This window comes from Pseudomonas sp. SDO5591_S426, from assembly GCF_054070755.1.
Genome location: NZ_JBSVXD010000016.1, coordinates 1 through 17,473 on the forward strand (window position 1 = coordinate 1; position 17,473 = coordinate 17,473).

General features: G+C 60.4%; 19 protein-coding genes. 2 read left to right on the top strand and 17 right to left on the bottom strand.

Annotated features, from left to right (window positions below; all coding sequences use genetic code 11):
* Positions 1–38 precede the first annotated feature (38 nt).
* The 7 genes from ACW9JC_RS05750 to ACW9JC_RS05780 all read right to left on the bottom strand — a co-directional run bounded on the left by ACW9JC_RS05750 (position 39) and on the right by ACW9JC_RS05780 (position 6,362).
* Positions 39–722 carry a sulfite exporter TauE/SafE family protein gene (locus ACW9JC_RS05750; protein ID WP_457454110.1) on the bottom strand — a complete coding sequence of 228 codons (684 nt, stop codon included), beginning with the start codon at positions 720–722 and terminating at the stop codon, positions 39–41.
* Positions 715–933, bottom strand: coding sequence for a cbb3-type cytochrome oxidase assembly protein CcoS (gene ccoS / locus ACW9JC_RS05755; protein ID WP_059404569.1), 219 nt, complete (start codon positions 931–933; stop codon positions 715–717). The genes ACW9JC_RS05750 and ccoS overlap by 8 nt, the downstream gene beginning before the upstream one ends.
* 22 nt (positions 934–955) lie before the next feature.
* Entirely contained in the window at positions 956–3,406 is a 2,451-nt protein-coding gene (locus tag ACW9JC_RS05760; protein ID WP_457454112.1) for a heavy metal translocating P-type ATPase, read from the bottom strand.
* 124 nt (positions 3,407–3,530) lie between these two features.
* Positions 3,531–4,064, bottom strand: coding sequence for a FixH family protein (locus ACW9JC_RS05765; protein ID WP_338585608.1), 534 nt, complete (start codon positions 4,062–4,064; stop codon positions 3,531–3,533).
* An 11-nt stretch (positions 4,065–4,075) separates the two neighbouring features.
* The gene (ccoG, locus tag ACW9JC_RS05770) at positions 4,076–5,491 is read right to left on the bottom strand and encodes a cytochrome c oxidase accessory protein CcoG (protein ID WP_448106971.1); all 1,416 of its coding nucleotides are present in this window, start codon (positions 5,489–5,491) and stop codon (positions 4,076–4,078) included.
* 206 nt (positions 5,492–5,697) lie between these two features.
* Positions 5,698–6,108: a PIN domain-containing protein gene (locus ACW9JC_RS05775; protein WP_448106972.1), complete on the bottom strand. Its 411-nt coding sequence runs from the start codon at positions 6,106–6,108 to the stop codon at positions 5,698–5,700.
* Positions 6,108–6,362, bottom strand: coding sequence for a type II toxin-antitoxin system Phd/YefM family antitoxin (locus ACW9JC_RS05780; RefSeq protein ID WP_056857098.1), 255 nt, complete (start codon positions 6,360–6,362; stop codon positions 6,108–6,110). The genes ACW9JC_RS05775 and ACW9JC_RS05780 overlap by 1 nt, the downstream gene beginning before the upstream one ends.
* Positions 6,363–6,380: 18 nt before the next feature.
* On the opposite strand from ACW9JC_RS05780, the gene ACW9JC_RS05785 reads away from it, so the two are divergent.
* Positions 6,381–7,154 carry a metallophosphoesterase family protein gene (locus ACW9JC_RS05785; protein ID WP_457454114.1) on the top strand — a complete coding sequence of 258 codons (774 nt, stop codon included), beginning with the start codon at positions 6,381–6,383 and terminating at the stop codon, positions 7,152–7,154.
* Positions 7,155–7,217: 63 nt separating this feature from the next.
* Here the strand turns inward: ACW9JC_RS05785 and ccoP (ACW9JC_RS05790) are convergent, their stop codons facing one another.
* From ccoP (ACW9JC_RS05790) to ccoN (ACW9JC_RS05825), 8 genes are all read right to left on the bottom strand, one after another.
* Positions 7,218–8,201, bottom strand: a complete 984-nt coding sequence (gene ccoP / locus ACW9JC_RS05790) for a cytochrome-c oxidase, cbb3-type subunit III (protein ID WP_416128876.1) — start codon at positions 8,199–8,201, stop codon at positions 7,218–7,220.
* On the bottom strand, positions 8,198–8,383 hold the full coding sequence (locus ACW9JC_RS05795; protein WP_003175465.1) for a CcoQ/FixQ family Cbb3-type cytochrome c oxidase assembly chaperone: 186 nt from the start codon (positions 8,381–8,383) through the stop codon (positions 8,198–8,200). The genes ccoP (ACW9JC_RS05790) and ACW9JC_RS05795 overlap by 4 nt, the downstream gene beginning before the upstream one ends.
* 5 nt (positions 8,384–8,388) lie before the next feature.
* Entirely contained in the window at positions 8,389–8,997 is a 609-nt protein-coding gene (ccoO, locus tag ACW9JC_RS05800; protein ID WP_010456412.1) for a cytochrome-c oxidase, cbb3-type subunit II, read from the bottom strand.
* The gene (gene ccoN / locus ACW9JC_RS05805; protein WP_075946019.1) at positions 8,997–10,439 is read right to left on the bottom strand and encodes a cytochrome-c oxidase, cbb3-type subunit I; all 1,443 of its coding nucleotides are present in this window, start codon (positions 10,437–10,439) and stop codon (positions 8,997–8,999) included. The genes ccoO (ACW9JC_RS05800) and ccoN (ACW9JC_RS05805) overlap by 1 nt, the downstream gene beginning before the upstream one ends.
* A gap of 482 nt (positions 10,440–10,921) precedes the next feature.
* Entirely contained in the window at positions 10,922–11,875 is a 954-nt protein-coding gene (gene ccoP / locus ACW9JC_RS05810; protein ID WP_457454116.1) for a cytochrome-c oxidase, cbb3-type subunit III, read from the bottom strand.
* Positions 11,872–12,069 (bottom strand): cbb3-type cytochrome oxidase subunit 3, encoded by a 198-nt coding sequence (locus ACW9JC_RS05815; RefSeq protein WP_457454117.1) that lies wholly within the window; start codon positions 12,067–12,069, stop codon positions 11,872–11,874. The genes ccoP (ACW9JC_RS05810) and ACW9JC_RS05815 overlap by 4 nt, the downstream gene beginning before the upstream one ends.
* 3 nt (positions 12,070–12,072) lie before the next feature.
* Positions 12,073–12,681, bottom strand: coding sequence for a cytochrome-c oxidase, cbb3-type subunit II (ccoO, locus tag ACW9JC_RS05820; RefSeq protein ID WP_457454119.1), 609 nt, complete (start codon positions 12,679–12,681; stop codon positions 12,073–12,075).
* Positions 12,682–12,691: 10 nt separating this feature from the next.
* Complete coding sequence (ccoN, locus tag ACW9JC_RS05825; protein ID WP_457454121.1) at positions 12,692–14,116, bottom strand: cytochrome-c oxidase, cbb3-type subunit I; 1,425 nt, start codon at positions 14,114–14,116, stop codon at positions 12,692–12,694.
* A 95-nt stretch (positions 14,117–14,211) separates the two neighbouring features.
* On the opposite strand from ccoN (ACW9JC_RS05825), the gene ACW9JC_RS05830 reads away from it, so the two are divergent.
* Positions 14,212–14,886, top strand: coding sequence for an alpha/beta family hydrolase (locus tag ACW9JC_RS05830; RefSeq protein WP_457454122.1), 675 nt, complete (start codon positions 14,212–14,214; stop codon positions 14,884–14,886).
* A gap of 94 nt (positions 14,887–14,980) precedes the next feature.
* Here the strand turns inward: ACW9JC_RS05830 and ACW9JC_RS05835 are convergent, their stop codons facing one another.
* Positions 14,981–16,546 (bottom strand): methyl-accepting chemotaxis protein, encoded by a 1,566-nt coding sequence (locus ACW9JC_RS05835; protein ID WP_457454124.1) that lies wholly within the window; start codon positions 16,544–16,546, stop codon positions 14,981–14,983.
* Between the two features lie 104 nt (positions 16,547–16,650).
* Positions 16,651–17,442: a CPBP family intramembrane glutamic endopeptidase gene (locus tag ACW9JC_RS05840; RefSeq protein ID WP_457454125.1), complete on the bottom strand. Its 792-nt coding sequence runs from the start codon at positions 17,440–17,442 to the stop codon at positions 16,651–16,653.
* Positions 17,443–17,473 lie beyond the last annotated feature (31 nt).

The window sequence follows — 17,473 nt, forward strand, 5'->3', positions numbered from 1 at the left end:
TAGGAGCTGCCGAAGGCTGCGATCTTTTGCTCTTGGCTTCAATGCCCCATAAGCCAATGCTGATGCGGCCCTGGCAAGGTCCAGATGCCAAATAGAATCACCAGCAACCCACCGGCCATGCGCACGCTGCGTTTGCGCAACAACGCGGTCACCCGTTCAGCCGCCAGACCGGTGGCGAGCAACACTGGCCAAGTGCCGAGGCCGAAAGCCAGCATCAGCAGTGCGCTGTCCAACGCATTGCCCTGACTGGCCGACCACAGCAACGTGCTGTAAACCAGACCGCACGGCAACCAGCCCCAAAGCGCGCCAAGTAGCAATGCGCGAGGGACGTTAGAAACCGGCAGCAGTTTGTTGGCGACCGGCTGAATATGCCGCCACAAGCCGCGGCCGAGGCTTTCGATGCGCGTCAGGCCGCTCCACCAGCCGGCCAGGTACAGGCCCATCGCGATCAGCAACAGTCCGGCGAGTACGCGCATGAACATCGCTGCCGGGCTGTTGGCCACCGCCCAACCGGCTAGGCCGATCAGCAGGCCGGCGGTGGCATAGCTGAGGATTCGCCCGAGGTTGTAGGCCAGCAAAAGACGAAAACGTCGGCTGCGCTGTTCCTTGGGAATCGCCAGGGTCAGCGCGCCCATCAAGCCGCCGCACATGCCCAGGCAATGGCCGCCACCGAGCAGACCGAGAATCACCGCAGACACCAACAGTGGCGCCAATTCAAGCATGGGGCGGGGCCTTGTCGTCGGGTTTGGCCGGATGGCCGCTGGCCTCGTCGACCGCAGCGGTGTGGTTCGGGTCCTGGTCGTCGAACAGGATACTGTGGGCCGGGCCGTCGAGGTCGTCGTACTGACCGCTGTCGACCGCCCAGAAGAAGATGTAGATGGCGATGGCCACGATCAGCAGCGCGGCCGGGATCATCACGTAGAGAGCTGGCATCTGGACTCCATGCCCGCGCGGCTCAGGCCGGCAGCGGGCGGGTTTCTGGCGTGGCGTTGGCAGTGGGCGCGCTCGGCAGGCGAGTCAGGCGCAGGGCGTTCAACACCACGGTCAACGAACTGATGGACATGCCGACCGCGGCCCACACCGGCGTGATCCAGCCGAGGGCGGCGAACGGCAACATGAGGCCATTGTACAGCGCGGCCCACAACAGATTCTCAATGATCACCCGACGGGTGCGTCGCGCCAGGCTGAAGGCTTGTACCAACGCGTCGAGTCGATTGGACAGCAGCACCGCGTCGGCGCTGGTTTTCGCCAGATCGGTGGCCGAACCCATGGCGACGCTGATGTCGGCAGCGGCGAGCACCGGCACATCGTTGACCCCGTCACCGAGCATCAACACTTTGCGGCCTTCCTTGTGCAGCTGTTGCAGGACTTGCAGTTTGTCGTCCGGACGCAAGCCGCCCCGGGCTTCATCGATGCCGAGTTCTGCGGCAACACTGGCAACCATCGGCGAACTGTCGCCGGACAGCAGCAGCGTGCGCCAGCCGCGAGCCTTGCACGCGGCCAGCAGGGCAGGCGCGTCGGCACGCAAGCGGTCATCGAGGACGAACCACGCCAATGGCCCCTGGCGATCGCCAAGCAGCAGCCATTGCCCGGCTTCATCCGGCATCGTTGGCACCGCCGCGCCGCTGAGTTCGCAGACAAATACCGGGTTACCGATGCGCAAGCGCTGTTCGCCGACCACGCCTTCCAGGCCAAGGCCCGGTGTGCTGTGCACTTCTTCAGCGGCCAGCGGCGCACGGCCGAATGCGCGGGCGATCGGGTGTTCCGAGCGGTTTTCCAAAGCCGCCGCGAGCCCCAGGCATTCATCGCTACCCAATGCACCGAGCGGGCGGATCGAGCGCAACGCCAGACGCCCTTCGGTGAGGGTGCCGGTCTTGTCGAAAATCACCGTGTCGATCTGGTTCAGGCCCTCCAGCACATGGCCGCGAGTCAGCAGCAAACCGAGTTTGTGCAGGGTGCCGGTGGCAGCGGTGAGGGCGGTCGGCGTCGCCAGGGACAAGGCGCACGGGCAGGTCGCGACGAGCATTGCCAGCACAATCCAGAAGGCCCGCGAAGAATCCAGCTCCCACCACAACAGGCCGATGGCGGCAGCCGCGATCAGCGACAGCAACAGGAACCATTGCGCAGCGCGGTCGGCGATTTCCGCCAGTCGCGGTTTTTCCGCTTGGGCGCGGTCCAGCAGGCGGACGATGGCGGAGAGGCGGGTGTCCTGGCCGAGCGCCTGCACTTCGACGGTCAAGGCACCTTCGACATTCAGTGTGCCCGCCGTGACGGCATCGCCCGGCGTGCGTGCTTGTGGCAGGTATTCGCCGGTGAGCAGCGATTCGTCGATGCTCGATTGGCCGTCGAGGATCTTGCCGTCAGCCGGAAGGATTGCGCCCGGATGCACCAGCACTTGATCGCCGACACGCAATTCGCTCAGCAGGATCCGCTCGCTCTGGCCGTCAGCGCTCAGGCGCAAACACGAGGCGGGCAGAAGATTGACCAGTTGTGCGGTGGCGGCGGCCGTGCGTTCGCGGGCGCGACGCTCCAGATAACGTCCGGCCAACAGAAATAGCGCGAACATGCCGACCGCATCGAAATACAGTTCGCCGACGCCGGTGATCGAAGTCCAGATCCCGGCGATGTAGGCACTGCCGATGGCGAGCGACACCGAAACGTCCATGGTCAGGTGACGGGTGCGCAGGTCGCGCATCGCGCCTTTGAAGAACGGTGCGCAGCTGTAGAACACGATCGGAGTGGTGAGGAACAGCGCGACCCAACGCAAAATGGTGTGCAGCTCGGGGCTGAGGTCGATGTTGAATTCCGGCCAGGTGGCCATGGTCGCCATCATCGCCTGGAACCACAGCAGCCCGGCCACGCCGAGTTGGCGCAGGGCCAGACGGTTTTCGCTGGCCAGTTGTTCGCTGGCGCGGTCGGCTTGATACGGATGCGCGGCGTAACCGATGTGGCGCAGTTCGCTGAGCACTTTGCTCAGCGGCAATTGCGCGTCGGCCCAGCGCACGTGCAGGCGATGATTGGACAGGTTCAGGCGGGCTTCGGCCACGGCCGGCAAGGTGCGCAGGTGTTTCTCGATCAGCCAGCCGCAGGCGGCGCAACTGATGCCTTCCATCAACAGGGTGGTTTCGGCCAGATCGCCTTCGTGGCGGACGAAGGGCTGTTGAACGTCGGCGCGATCGTATAGCGCCAGTTCATCGACCAGTTGCACCGGCAGTGCTTCGGGGTTGGCCGAGGCTTCACTGCGGTGTTGGTAATAGCTTTCCAGTCCTCCGGCGACGATGGCTTCGGCCACGGCCTGGCAGCCCGGACAGCAGAACTCGCGGGACTCCCCGAACACGACGGCGGTGAAGCGACTGCCGGGCGGGACCGGCAGGGCGCAGTGGTAGCAGGGGAGTGGGGTTGTCATGAAGTGGAGTCTATATCGTCTGGAAGGGCCTCATCGCTGTAGGAGCTGACGAGTGGAACGAGGCTGCGATCTTTTTGGGACCGCTGCAAAAGCAAGATCAAAAGATCGCAGCCTTCGGCAGCTCCTACTGGTGTTCAGCGCCTTGCAGCGGCTCATCACCGAGCAGCAGATCCTTGTCATGGTTGACCAGTTCTTCTTCGAACATGCGCCAGATATGGTCGTCCTGGGTACCGAGCAATTCGACAAAACGGCGGCCTTCGATCTTGTCGCTCAACTGACCGATGTAACGACCCTGTTCGGTTTCGCTGCGGGTCAGGACGATCTTGCGGTCCTTCTCCGGTTGGGTCGGCGAGATCAGGTTCAGTTCCAGGCTTTTCGGCTGGCTGTTGCCACTCAGGCGCAGGTCGACTTCGCCGGTCACGTCGTCCAGATGAATGCTGGCGCGCATCAGCAGGGTTTGCGCCAGCAGTTCACGGTCGAGGGAGCGGTTGATGCCTTTGCCGGCCTCGTAGTAATTGTCGTTGACCAGGTTGTCCGGGTTGTTCACCGCGATGGTCACCATGGACAAGGTCAGGGTCACCGAGCAGGCCAGGATCCCGATGATGATCCACGGCCAAAGGTGCTTGTACCAGGGACTTGCGGCAGTTGCTGCGGGCATGATCACTTCTCTCAACGATTTTGTGGGCCGATGAACCGGCTCTTGGCTTCAACGTGGATGCTGGCGTCATCGGCATCCTTGAGGATGAATTTCACCTCGTTGGTGCTCGATGGCAGGTGTTCCGGCGCCACGGACAATTCGGCGGGCTGGCTGATGATATCGCCGGCCGCGACCTTGATTTCGCGTCGGCCTTGCAGCTTGAGGTCCGGCAGGCCGGTGGCTTCGAGCACATAGGTGTGGTCGCGCTGGTCCTTGTTCATGATCTTCAGGCTGTAGACGTTTTCGATTCGGCCCTCGGCGTTCTCGCGGTACAGCACGCGGTCCTTGCTGACGTCGAAACCCACCAGTGAGCGCATGAAGAAAGCGGTCACCAGCAAACTGATCATCGCCAGCAGCACCACGGCATAGCCGATCAGGCGCGGACGCAGTTTATTGGTTTTCTGCCCGGACAGGTTGTGTTCGGTGGTGTAGCTGATCAGGCCGCGCGGGTACTCCATCTTGTCCATGATGGCGTCACAGGCATCGATGCACGCGGCGCAGCCGATGCATTCGATTTGCAGGCCATCACGGATGTCGATGCCGGTCGGGCAAACCTGGACGCACATGGTGCAGTCGATGCAGTCACCCAGGCCCTGGGCCTTGTAGTCGATGCCTTTCTTGCGCGGGCCACGGCCTTCGCCACGACGCGGGTCGTAGGAAACGATCAGGGTGTCTTTGTCGAACATCACGCTTTGAAAACGTGCATACGGGCACATGTAGATACACACCTGCTCGCGCAACCAGCCGGCGTTGCCGTAGGTGGCGAGGGTGAAGAAACCGACCCAGAAGTAAGACCAGCCATCCGCCTCGCCGGTGAAGAATTCGATCACCAGTTCGCGGATCGGCGAGAAGTAACCGACGAAGGTCATGCCGGTGACGAAGCCGATCAACAGCCACAGGGTGTGCTTGCTGAATTTGCGCAGGAACTTGTTGGCGCTCATCGGCGTCTTGTCGAGCTTGATGCGCTGGTTGCGGTCGCCCTCGGTGACTTTTTCGCACCACATGTAGATCCACGTCCACACGCTTTGCGGGCAGGTATAACCACACCAGACCCGGCCGGCGTACACCGTGATGAAGAACAGGCCGAAGGCGGCGATGATCAACATGCCGGACAGCAGGATGAAATCCTGAGGCCAGAAGGTGGCGCCGAAGATGAAGAACTTGCGTTCCGGCAGGTTCCACCAGACAGCCTGATGGCCACCCCAATTGAGCCAGACCGTACCGAAATACAGCAGGAACAATACGGCACCGCCCGCCATGCGCAGGTTGCGAAACAGACCGGTGAAGGCGCGGGTGTAGATCTTTTCTCGAGAGGCGTAGAGGTCGACGCTGTTGTTCGCGTTCTTGGCGGGTGGAGTGACGTCGTGTACCGGAATCTGGTTGCTCATCATTGCATCCCACGGCAGTGGAAAAATGCCTCGGTCAGTACGTGCCGACCGCGGTCAAAAAGAGGTGTTGCAGTGGCGCAATGATACGCCTGTCGCTCTAGGTCGCGGGTGCGACCTTTGGTCACGTTTGGCAAAATCAATTGATGGTGTAATGACTTGAATCAATTGACTTGTGAATTATGGACGGGTTTTGCGAGGGCCGAAGCTCAATCGGCCCAGGGGTTAATCAACTGCACGCCACTGGATTGAAAATCGCCGACGTTACGGGTGACGACAGTCAGGCCATGAACCAGCGCGGTGGCTGCAATCAACGCATCTGCCTCGTTGGCGCGATCCGGCACATGCAAGCTGGCACACCGAAGGGCCACGGCAGCATCAATCGGCAGGATACGCGCATCGAAAGCCGGGATGACGTGACGCTTGAGCCAGGTGCGCAATACCTTTCCCTGTGCGGGATCGCGGCGCTCCATGCGCAAAACGCCGGTCTCCAGTTCTTTCAAGGTAATAGCCGAAATGAACATGCGCGGGGCGATGATGCTTTTGGCCCAGGCGACGACGTTCGCGTCAGCCTGGGGTTTGCGTAACTCCGAAATCACGTTGGTATCAAGTAGAAACATCAAGACAAATCCACAGGGCGGTGAGTGATCACGGCACGCTCGGTTTCGAACTCGATGTCTGCCGCTTCTGGCATTACCAACAGCTCGACGATATCGGCGTTGATGCCGGTCAGTTTTTGGTAATCCTCAATGCTTAGCAGCACATGGGCCGGTTTGCCTCGGTCGGTGATGAAAACCGGCCCTTGGCGCGTGGCTTTTTTGGCACCACTTGTGTCCTGGTTGAATTCGCGGCTGGAAATGGTGGTGATGGCCATCATGTGTGACCCTCCAGAATGTTCGGATGTAGAAACGTTACTACCTGCTGGTTCGGCTCGCAACCTCGTCGCCCCAACGCTCGACCGCCGGTCAAGTCGATTCTCGACAAGCAACTAAAAGGTATTTATGACTATGGATTAGGCAATCACGACTACGAAAACAATGTGGATGATTGCAGCTTTCCTGAAAATAATTGCGCTGCGGGTAGCATCGAGCAGTTGAAGGATAGGTATTGGGGTAGCGTTTACAATCTGGACCTGGCTGCACGCGCCGAATCTGGCGCCAAGGTTTATTACGGCAGTCTTGCGTACTCTAAAACAGTGGGCGATGTTCATTTGGTGCAGCTGAATAATGAGCCGACTTACTCGGTTGAGTTTAACTCAGGCTTCCCGTTCAACGGGGTCAGGTTTGAAATAACCGATGCGCTGGATTGGCTGGAGCGTGATCTGCAGCGAGCACACACCGAAGGCAAGATGATCATTCTGAACATGCACAAGCCTGACGGTTGGCAGGGGAGTAATGAACAGATAAAGCGCTTTAAAACACTCATTACCCGCTACCCGGTGACGGCTGTGTTCGCCGGCCATTTGCACAATGATCCAGGGGAATACATCGGCTGGAACCGTCGGGACTACTTCGGTGACGTACCGGTGTTCCTCAGCGGTGGCGCTTCCAATCAGACGTATTTGATTGCCGATATCGCGCCGGATCGCAAGTCGCTGAAAGTACATCAGGTCAATGGCAACAATTGGCCGAGCCGTCAGCCTATTGCGGTCATCCCTGTCCGATAATCAATATTCAAAAAAAAGCCCCGTCAGGTGGCAGGGCTTTTTTCATTGCATCAAGCGTTTGCCTTACTGGGCGTCCGCCGCCGGAGCCTTCTCGCCGTGAGACAGGCTGTAGACGTAAGCGGCCAGCAGGTGAACCTTGTCGTTGCCCTGCATTTGCTCTTGCGCAGGCATCTGGCCCTGACGGCCGTAACGGATGGTCTGCTGCAGTTGAGCGAAGCTCGAACCGTAGATGAACGCGGCCGGGTGGGTCAGGTTGGGTGCGCCCATCGCTGGGGTGCCTTTACCTTCCGGACCGTGGCAAGCCACGCAGTTGGCAGCGAACAGCTTCTGCCCGGCTACCGGATCAGCCTTGGCGCCTTCCGGCAGTTTGCGGCCATCGAGGTTGGTCAGGATGAATGCAGCCACATCGCTGACGCCTTGCTCGCCGATCACTTCAGCCCACGCCGGCATGACCGCGTGACGGCCGCCCATGATAGTGGTCTTGATGGTTTCCGGCTCGCCGCCCCAGCGCCAGTCGGCGTCAGTCAGGTTAGGGAAGCCGTACGCGCCTTTGGCGTCGGAGCCGTGGCAGACCGAGCAGTTGGAGGCGAACAGACGGCCCCCCATCTTCAGGGCTTGCGGATCCTTGGCCACTTCTTCGATTGGCATGGAAGCGAACTTGGCGAAGATCGGACCGAACTTGGCGTCCGAACGAGCCATTTCCTTTTCCCATTCGTGAACGCCGGTCCAGCCAGTCTGGCCGTTGGCGAACGCGGTCTGCTTCTCGTTATCCAGGTAGTTGTAACCCGGCAACAGGCCTTTCCAGTTACCCAGGCCCGGGTACAGCACCAGGTAACCCAGGGCGAAGATGATGGTGCCCACGAACAGCATGAACCACCATTTCGGCAGTGGGTTGTCGTACTCCTCGATACCGTCGAAGGAGTGCCCAACCGTCTCTTCGGTGGCCTCGCTGCGCTGGCCCTTGCGGGTCGACAGCAGCAGCCAGGTTAGGGAAAAGATCGTACCGAGACTGAGGACTGTGACGTACAGACTCCAGAATGTAGTCATTCTTTGTTACTCCTAGAAGCTTGCTCGACGTGCTTGATGGCTTCGGGATCATCCGCAAAAGGCAGCAAGGTCGCGTCTTCAAACTCCGACTTGCGCTTGGGGCTGAATACCCACAACGCCAGACCGATGAAGGCCACCATCACAACGACGGTGCCCAGGCCACGAATCATCCCGATATCCATTTAGATCACCGTTTGCTTTTGATGATGGTGCCCAGGCCCTGCAGATAGGCCACCAGCGCGTCCATTTCGGTTTTGCCCTTCACAGCATCCTTGGCACCGGCGATGTCTTCGTCGGTGTAAGGGACGCCGAGCGTGCGCAAGACTTCCATTTTCTTGGCGGTGTCTTTGCCGTCGAGCTTGTTTTCCACGAGGAACGGGTAGGCCGGCATTTTCGACTCAGGCACTACGTTGCGCGGGTTGTACAAGTGCGCACGTTGCCAGTCATCGGAGTAACGACCGCCGACACGGGCCAGGTCCGGACCGGTACGCTTGGAACCCCACAGGAACGGGTGGTCCCAGACGCTTTCACCGGCGACCGAGTAGTGGCCGTAACGTTCGGTTTCAGCACGGAACGGGCGGATCATCTGCGAGTGGCAGCCGACACAACCGTTGGCGATGTAGATGTCGCGTCCTTCCAGTTCAAGGGCGGTGCGCGGCTTCATGCCTTCGACCGGCTTGTTGGTGACGTCCTGGAAAAACAGCGGAACGATCTGGGTCAGGCCGCCGACGCTGACGGCGATAACCATGAAGAAGGCCAGCAGGCCAATGTTCTTCTCGACTGCTTCATGCTTCATCAGTGAGCTCCAACTACAGCAATCTGTTCGGCGGCTTCAGCTTCTGCCGGGTTCGAGGCGCGTACGGTACGGAACACGTTGTAGGCCATGAACAGCATGCCGGTGGCGAAGAACGCACCGCCCAGGGCGCGAACGATGAAACCAGGGTGACTGGCTTGCAGCGCTTCGACAAACGAGTAGGTGAGGGTGCCGTCATCGTTGATTGCACGCCACATCAGGCCCTGGGTGATGCCGTTGACCCACATCGAAGCGATGTACAGAACGGTACCGATGGTCGCGAGCCAGAAGTGCGTGTTGATCAGGCCGGTGCTGTGCATCTGCGCACGACCGAACAGTTTCGGGATCATGTGGTAGATCGCGCCGATCGAGATCATCGCTACCCAACCCAAGGCACCGGCGTGTACGTGGCCGATGGTCCAGTCGGTGTAGTGCGAGAGCGAGTTGACGGTCTTGATCGCCATCATCGGACCTTCGAAGGTCGACATGCCGTAGAACGCCAGGGACACGACCAGGAAGCGCAGGATCGGGTCGGTGCGCAGCTTATGCCAGGCGCCCGACAGGGTCATCATGCCGTTGATCATGCCGCCCCAGCTCGGAGCCAGCAGGATGATCGACATAGCCATGCCCAGGGACTGAGCCCAGTCCGGCAGAGCGGTGTAGTGCAGGTGGTGCGGACCGGCCCAGATGTACAGGGTGATCAACGCCCAGAAGTGCACGATCGACAAGCGATAGGAGTAGATCGGACGCTCGGCCTGTTTCGGCACGAAGTAGTACATCATCCCCAGGAAGCCGGTGGTCAGGAAGAAGCCCACGGCGTTGTGGCCGTACCACCACTGGATCATCGCGTCCGTCGCGCCCGAGTAGGCGGAATAGGACTTGAAGAAGCTGACCGGCAGCGAGGCGTGGTTGACGATGTGCAGCATCGCGGTCACGACGATGAAGGCACCGTAGAACCAGTTACCCACATAGATGTGCTTGGTCTTGCGCTTGACGATGGTGCCGAAGAACACCAGACCGTAGGTGACCCAGACAATGGCCAGCAGAATAGCCAGCGGCCATTCCAGCTCAGCGTATTCCTTGGTGGTGGTGTAACCCAGCGGCAAGGTAACGATGGCGCCGACGATCACCGCTTGCCAACCCCAGAAGGTGAAGGCGGCGAGGCTGTCGGAAATCAGTCGCGTTTGGCAGGTTCGCTGCACGACGTAATAGGAAGTGGCAAACAGTGCACATCCACCGAAGGCGAAAATCACCAGGTTTGTGTGCAACGGGCGCAGGCGTCCAAAGCTCGTCCATGGCAGACCGAAGTTCAATTCCGGCCAGACCAGTTGCGAGGCGATGAAGACACCGAGCCCCATGCCAAGGATCCCCCAGACCACCGTCATGATGGCGAACTGGCGGACTACCTTATAGTTATAAGCAGTCGGACTGATTGCTGTGCTCATTCTAAGGTTCCACGGTTTGGGTGTTTTATTAGGATTAAAAATCGGCCGCAAGTATGGAGAAAGCAGGGGGTCATTGCAACGCGCCATGACCTGGGTCAATGCTTTCAAATGCTGATTCTGCGGCCTTTCCATGCGCCGCGTAAGGACAAAATTGCCCACAGGCAAAATGTCTCGGCGGACTCGATGGACGAGGGGGTCAGGTCGGATGTAACGGGGTATGTTCAAACGCAACGATCAAGTGACCGAAGGCAAGTGGCGCGACAGCCGGTATCTACCAGCCTTTGCGGCCTTTCAGTCAGCCGATTCGTCGAACACATCGTTCAGCGTCGACCTGGAACCGGTGCTCGCCGGTCCGCATCGGGGGAAGCTTAGACCCGAATCAGGGGAACCGAAAGGAAGACTCAAGGAGGGTGCGACAATGGGTCGCAAAGGGGAAGGGAACTGCCGCATTGCGAAGAATGCGGCAGTAGAGCGGTCGAGATTTATTCGTTTTTGCCTTCAGCCTGTAAACGTTCGGTATTCAAACCATGGGACAGGCTGTACACATACGCGGCCAGCAGTTGCACTTTATCGTTGCCGAGCAGTTCGTTCTGCGCCGGCATATGGCCCTGGCGACCATGACGAATCGTCTGCTCCAGCTGCGTCAGGCTGGTGCCGTAGATGAAACCGGCCGGGTGCGTCAGGTTCGGCGCACCCATGGCTTCAGTGCCCTGGCCGTTTGCCCCATGACAGGCTACGCAGGTGGTGCTGAACGCTTGCTGTCCGGCTTGCAGGTCGGCACCGCTGTCGGCAGGCAATGGCAGGCTGGCCAGTTCATGACGCACATAAGCCGCCACGTTTTTCACGCCGGCCTCACCGAGAATTTCACCCCAGGCCGGCATTGCCGCCATGCGGCCGCCCAAGATGGTGGTCTTGATGGTGTCGGCGCTGCCGCCCCAGCGCCAGTCGCTGTCCGCCAGGTTAGGGAAACCGAACGCACCCTTGGCGTCCGAGCCGTGGCACACCGAGCAGTTGGAGGCGAACAGACGACCGCCCATTTTCAATGCCTGCGGGTCTTGAGCCACTTCTTCCACCGGCATCGCGGCGAATTTGGCGAAGATCGGCCCGAACTTCGCGTCAGCCTTGTCCATCTCCTTTTCCCATTCGTGCACGCCGGTCCAGCCGTTTTCGTAGCCGGGCAGGATGCCTTTCCAGTTGCCCAGGCCGGGATAAAGAATCAGGTAGCCGACGGCAAAAACCAACGTGCCGGCGAACAACATGAACCACCATTGCGGCAACGGATTGTCGTACTCCTCGATGCCGTCGAAGCTGTGGCCCATGGTCTGGTCGACACTGCCCTTGGTTTCGCCCTTGCGGGTGCCGATCAGCAGCCAGGTCAGGCCGATCAGGCTGCCGATGGTCAGCACGCAGATCCACGTACTCCAGAAGGTGGTCATGGCCGGGTACTCCTTGTTTCAGATGCTTGGGTAATGTCGGGTTGCGGTTCATCGGCGAACGGCAGCAGACGCGCTTCGGCGAATTCCGTTTTGCGCTTGCCGCTGAACACCCACAACGTCAGGCCGACGAAGGCCACGAACACCACGACCGTGCCGAGGCCGCGAATCAGGCCAGTGCTCATCTCAAAGACCATGGCTCACCTCTTGCTCTTGATCGCAGTGCCGAGCACTTGCAGATAGGCGACCAGTGCGTCCATTTCGCTTTTGCCCTTGAGCGAAGCAACGGCGCCGGTGATGTCGTCATCGGTGTACGGCACGCCCAAGGTACGCATGGTCTTGAACTTGGTTTCGGTGTGGCTGCTGTCGAGTGGGTTGGCCACCAGCCACGGGTAGGCGGGCATCTTCGATTCCGGCACCACGTTGCGCGGGTTGTACAAGTGCGCGCGGTGCCAGTCATCCGAGTAGCGTGCACCGACCCGCGCCAGGTCCGGCCCGGTACGTTTCGAACCCCAGAGAAAGGGGTGATCCCAGACGCTTTCACCGGCGACCGAGTAGTGGCCGTAGCGTTCGGTCTCGGCGCGAAACGGCCGGATCATCTGCGAGTGGCAGCCGACGCAACCTTCGCGGATATAGATGTCGCGACCTTCCAGTTGCAGCGCGGTGTAGGGCTTCATGCCTTCCACCGGTTTATTGGTCACGTCCTGGAAGAACAGCGGGACGATCTGGGTCAGGCCGCCGATGCTCACGGCGAGCACCATCAGCAGCATCAGCAGGCCGACGTTTTTCTCGATTGTTTCGTGTTTCATGGCGGTCTCCTCAGGCCATCTGCGCGGCAGCGACGACGTCGGCAGGCTGCGAGGCCCGCACGGTGCGCCAGGTGTTGTAGGCCATCAGGAACATGCCGCTGAGGAAGATCGCGCCGCCCACCAGCCGCACGACGAAGCCGGGATGGCTGGCCACCAGGGTTTCGACGAAGGAGTAAGTCAGCGTGCCGTCCTCGTTCACCGCACGCCACATCAGGCCCTGTGCGATGCCGTTGACCCACATCGAGGCGATGTACAAAACGGTGCCGATGGTGGCGAGCCAGAAGTGCGCATTGATCAGGCCGATGCTGTGCATCTGTTCGCGCCCGAAGACTTTCGGGATCATGTGATACAGCGCGCCGATGGAAATCATCGCCACCCAGCCGAGCGCGCCGGCGTGTACGTGGCCGATGGTCCAGTCGGTGTAGTGGGAGAGGGCGTTGACGGTCTTGATCGCCATCATCGGGCCTTCGAAGGTCGACATGCCGTAGAACGCCAGCGATACCACGAGAAAGCGCAGGATCGGGTCGCTGCGCAACTTATGCCAGGCGCCCGAGAGGGTCATCATGCCGTTGATCATCCCGCCCCAGCTCGGCGCCAGCAGGACCAGCGACATCACCATGCCCAGCGACTGCGCCCAGTCCGGCAGTGCGGTGTAGTGCAAGTGGTGCGGGCCGGCCCAGATGTACAGCGTGATCAGCGCCCAGAAGTGCACGATCGACAGGCGATAGGAATACACCGGGCGTTCGGCCTGCTTCGGCACGAAGTAATACATCATGCCGAGGAACCCGGCGGTGAGGAAAAAGCCCACGGCGTTGTGCCCGTACCACCACTGCACCATGGCGTCGGTGGCGCCGGCGTACAAGGAGTAGGACTTGGTGAAACTCACCGGCAACTCAAGGTTGTTGACGATGTGCAGGATGGCGACGGTGATGATGAACCCGCCGAAGAACCAGTTGCCGACGTAGATGTGCTTGGTCTTGCGCTTCATCACCGTGCCGAAGAACACGATCGCGTAGGCGACCCAGACAATGGTGATCAGAATGTCGATCGGCCATTCCAGCTCGGCGTATTCCTTGGAACTGGTATAGCCCAGCGGCAGGCTGATGGCCGCCAGCAGGATCACCAGTTGCCAGCCCCAGAAGCAGAACGCGGCGATTTTAGGCGCAAACAATTGGGTCTGGCAGGTGCGTTGCACCGAGTAGAACGAACTGGCGAACAGCGCACAGCCGCCGAAGGCGAAGATCACCGCGTTGGTATGCAGCGGGCGCAATCGGCCGAAACTGGTCCATGGCAAATTGAAGTTGAGTTCGGGCCAGACCAACTGGGCCGCGAGAAAAACCCCGAGCCCCATGCCGACGATGCCCCACACCACCGTCATAATGGCGAATTGGCGGACCACCTTGTAGTTGTAGGCGGTACTGATAGAAGTGTTCATGGTTCCCCATCCACGGTTCAGCCGAAGTGAGCGCGCTAGCGCAAGGCAGCGCACCCTTCGGCCGGAGTTATAGGCAGACTAAAAGCGAGGCAAGCATGGACAAAGGGCACAAGGCCGGTATTGACGGGGATCAATGGGCGCAGTGTGTGCGCGATCACGGATGGTTGTGGGATGCGGCTTCAGGCAGCGCTTCGGCGACGCTGATTCTCGCCCACGGCGCCGGCGCGCCAATGGACAGCGGCTGGATGAACGACATGGCCGCACGCCTCGCGGCACAAGGCGTCAACGTGTTGCGCTTCGAGTTTCCATACATGGCGCAACGCCGTGTCGATGGTGGCAAGCGTCCACCGAATCCGGCGCCGAAACTGTTGGAATGCTGGCGTGAGGTATATGCCGAGGTGCGACGTCATGTCGCCGGGCCGCTGGCCATTGGCGGCAAGTCCATGGGCGGGCGGATGGCCAGTTTGCTGGCCGATGAATTGGGGGCGGATGCGTTGGTGTGCCTGGGGTATCCGTTTTATGCCGTGGGCAAACCGGAGAAGCCGCGGGTGGAGCATCTGGCTGCTTTGAAAACCCGCACGTTGATTGTGCAGGGTGAGCGGGATGCGTTGGGCAATCGGGAGGCGGTCGAGGCTTACACATTGTCGCCGAGCATCGAGGTGTTCTGGCTGGTGGCGGGGGATCATGATTTGAAGCCGTTAAAGGCTTCGGGGTTTAGCCATGAGCAGCATTTGGCAGCTGCGGCGGGGAGGGTTGCAGCGTTTTTGTGAGAAGCAAGATCAAAAGATCGCAGCCTTCGGCAGCTCCTACAGGAAATACGCCATTGTAAGAGCTGGCGCAGCCTGCGATCTTTTGACTTTGAGGTTACCGGTTAAACCGCTCCACCAACGAATACTGCGTGTTGGCAGTCTTGGTCAGCTCTTCACTCAACAACGCCGAGTTCTGCGCCTGTTCCGAGGTCTGGTCCGCCAGGTGCGAGATGTTGCTGATGTTGCGGCTGATTTCCTCGGCCACGGCACTTTGCTCTTCGGTCGCGGCAGCGATCTGGGTGGTCATGTCGGTGATGTTGGCCACCGCTTCGCTGATGCCCACCAATGCCTGATCCGCTTCCAGCACCCGTGCCACACCTTCTTCAGCCTGACGATGCCCGGCTTCCATGGTCTGCACGGCAGTGCTGGCGGTTTGTTGCAGCTTGGCGATCAGGGCGTGAATCTGCCCGGTGGATTCGCTGGTGCGTTGCGCCAGTTGACGGACTTCGTCGGCGACCACCGCAAAACCACGGCCCATCTCACCGGCGCGGGCCGCTTCGATGGCGGCGTTGAGCGCCAGCAGGTTGGTCTGGTCGGCGATACCCTTGATCACGTCGACCACTCCGCCGATTTCGTCACTGTCCTTGGCCAGTTGGGTCACGGTCTGGCCGGTTTCACCCACGACCACCGACAGGCGTTGAATCGCTTCGCGGGTTTCCCCGGCGATGTCACGACCGCGACCGGTCAGGCGATTGGCTTCCTGAGTGGCGTCGGCGGTGCGTTGTACATGGCTGGCGACTTCCTGAGTGGTGGCGGCCATCTGATTGACGGCGGTCGCCACTTGCTCGGTCTCGACGCGCTGACGTTCCAGGCCAGTGGAGCTGTTGTGCGCCAGGGCATCGGATTGCTTCGCCTGATCGGTCAGGTGTTCGGCCGTGTCCTGCAGACGAGTCAGGCAGGTTTTCAGGCGTGCTTCCTGGCTAAGGATCGACATTTCCAGACGCGCCTGGGCGCCACGGCTGTCGGTGTACATCTGTGCAATCAACGGGTCGGACGTGGTCTGCTCGGCCAGTCGCAGCAAACGCTTGATGCCGCGTTGCTGCCAGCTCAGGCCCATCAGGCCCAGCGGCACCGAAAGACCGGCCGCCAGGGCGAAACCCCACTGCGAGGTCAGGGTGGCACCGATCATGAAACTCAACTGGCTGACCAGAATGAACGGCAGCCAGTCCTGCAGGACCGGCAACCATTTATCCGTGGAAGGAATGGCCGACTTGCCTTGGTTGATGCGTTGGTAGAGCGCTTCGGCGCGGTGAATCTGTTCGGCGGTGGGTTTGACCCGCACCGACTCGTAACCGATCACCTGATTGCCTTCGAAGATCGGCGTCACATAGGCATTCACCCAATAGTGATCACCGCTCTTGCAGCGATTCTTGACGATGCCCATCCATGGCAAGCCTTGTTTCAGTGTGGCCCACATGTGCGCGAACACCGCTGCCGGGACGTCGGGGTGACGCACCAGGTTATGCGGCGCACGGATCAGTTCCTCACGAGAAAACCCGCTGATCTCGACGAAGTCGTCGTTGCAGTAGGTAATCATGCCTTTGGCATCGGTGGTGGAAATCAACCGTTGCTGGGCCGGGAAGGTCCGCTCGCGTTGTGTAATTGGCTGGTTGTTACGCATGGCTTTTTAATCCGCAAGGCTTTCAAGTGCTGTATCGGCCTCTATCGGGATTTGTTGAGAATATTTTTCGATAATCAGTGGCACGTCGCAAAACGACCCTTGCGTCAGCGCGCCAGCATCGGATAGGTGAACAGGCCAAAGTGCAGCACGTTCAAGCCGAAATGCGTGGCAACGGCTGCGGCCAGTCCGCCAAAACGGTAGGCCAGTCCGTATCCGACGCCGGCGAGGCTCGCCAGCAACACCCATTGCCAGCCAGCCCCAGCGTGCACCAGGCCGAACAACAGCGAGGCGAGCAGCAGCGCGAGGTTTTCGCCGTACGCCAGGTGCTTGAAGCATCGGCTCAGACCGCCCTGGATATAGCCGCGAAACAGCGCTTCTTCCACCAGCGTCACCAGCAGCAGATTGTTCAGCAGCCACAGCCATGCATGGTCCGGCCATTTCGGCGCCCAACCGATGACGCCCAACAACAGCGCGCCACCCAAGGCCAACACAGCGCTCAGGGCCAGCGCCATAGGCACGGCATGTAGAAACAGTCGCAGCGAACGCCGGCCGACAATCCACGGACAGGCCAGCAACAACCAGAAGCCGATCAGGGGTTTGTCCAGATTCAGGTGCATGGCGAACCGCACGGCATCGTCGGTGAAGCGCTGAGGTGGAATGACTCGACCGTTGTAGAACCCCGGCAGCCAGTGCATCGCCAAGGCCAGGGCAAGGAAGATGAACAGACCGTGGCCGAGGTAGCGACCGAACTGAAGTTGTTGTTGGCGGACGGCGTAACCGGCGATCAGCAACAAGCCGACGGAAATCCCGGCGAGCCAGCCGAGTCGGCCATAGGTCAGGGCCATGCCGTAGCCGAGGGAAAGCAGGGCCAGAAGCGTCCATGGCAGGGCGAGCATTGTTATTCCTTGTGCATAAAAAAACTGCGGA

Excerpts from the sequence above, each read along its gene's own strand:
- ccoG (WP_448106971.1), bottom strand. The coding sequence starts at position 5,491 with ATGAGCAACCAGATTCCGGTACACGACGTCACTCCACCCGCCAAGAAC.
- ACW9JC_RS05835 (WP_457454124.1), bottom strand. The coding sequence starts at position 16,546 with ATGCGTAACAACCAGCCAATTACACAACGCGAGCGGACCTTCCCGGCC.
- ACW9JC_RS05750 (WP_457454110.1), bottom strand. The coding sequence starts at position 722 with ATGCTTGAATTGGCGCCACTGTTGGTGTCTGCGGTGATTCTCGGTCTG.
- ACW9JC_RS05795 (WP_003175465.1), bottom strand. The coding sequence starts at position 8,383 with ATGGATATCGGGATGATTCGTGGCCTGGGCACCGTCGTTGTGATGGTG.
- ACW9JC_RS05760 (WP_457454112.1), bottom strand. The coding sequence starts at position 3,406 with ATGACAACCCCACTCCCCTGCTACCACTGCGCCCTGCCGGTCCCGCCC.
- ccoN (WP_075946019.1), bottom strand. The coding sequence starts at position 10,439 with ATGAGCACAGCAATCAGTCCGACTGCTTATAACTATAAGGTAGTCCGC.
- ccoP (WP_416128876.1), bottom strand. The coding sequence starts at position 8,201 with ATGACTACATTCTGGAGTCTGTACGTCACAGTCCTCAGTCTCGGTACG.
- ACW9JC_RS05840 (WP_457454125.1), bottom strand. The coding sequence starts at position 17,442 with ATGCTCGCCCTGCCATGGACGCTTCTGGCCCTGCTTTCCCTCGGCTAC.
- ccoP (WP_457454116.1), bottom strand. The coding sequence starts at position 11,875 with ATGACCACCTTCTGGAGTACGTGGATCTGCGTGCTGACCATCGGCAGC.
- ACW9JC_RS05785 (WP_457454114.1), top strand. The coding sequence starts at position 6,381 with ATGTTCGGATGTAGAAACGTTACTACCTGCTGGTTCGGCTCGCAACCT.
- ccoO (WP_457454119.1), bottom strand. The coding sequence starts at position 12,681 with ATGAAACACGAAACAATCGAGAAAAACGTCGGCCTGCTGATGCTGCTG.
- ACW9JC_RS05830 (WP_457454122.1), top strand. The coding sequence starts at position 14,212 with ATGGACAAAGGGCACAAGGCCGGTATTGACGGGGATCAATGGGCGCAG.
- ACW9JC_RS05780 (WP_056857098.1), bottom strand. The coding sequence starts at position 6,362 with ATGGCCATCACCACCATTTCCAGCCGCGAATTCAACCAGGACACAAGT.
- ACW9JC_RS05815 (WP_457454117.1), bottom strand. The coding sequence starts at position 12,069 with ATGGTCTTTGAGATGAGCACTGGCCTGATTCGCGGCCTCGGCACGGTC.
- ccoO (WP_010456412.1), bottom strand. The coding sequence starts at position 8,997 with ATGAAGCATGAAGCAGTCGAGAAGAACATTGGCCTGCTGGCCTTCTTC.
- ACW9JC_RS05765 (WP_338585608.1), bottom strand. The coding sequence starts at position 4,064 with ATGCCCGCAGCAACTGCCGCAAGTCCCTGGTACAAGCACCTTTGGCCG.
- ACW9JC_RS05775 (WP_448106972.1), bottom strand. The coding sequence starts at position 6,108 with ATGTTTCTACTTGATACCAACGTGATTTCGGAGTTACGCAAACCCCAG.
- ccoS (WP_059404569.1), bottom strand. The coding sequence starts at position 933 with ATGCCAGCTCTCTACGTGATGATCCCGGCCGCGCTGCTGATCGTGGCC.
- ccoN (WP_457454121.1), bottom strand. The coding sequence starts at position 14,116 with ATGAACACTTCTATCAGTACCGCCTACAACTACAAGGTGGTCCGCCAA.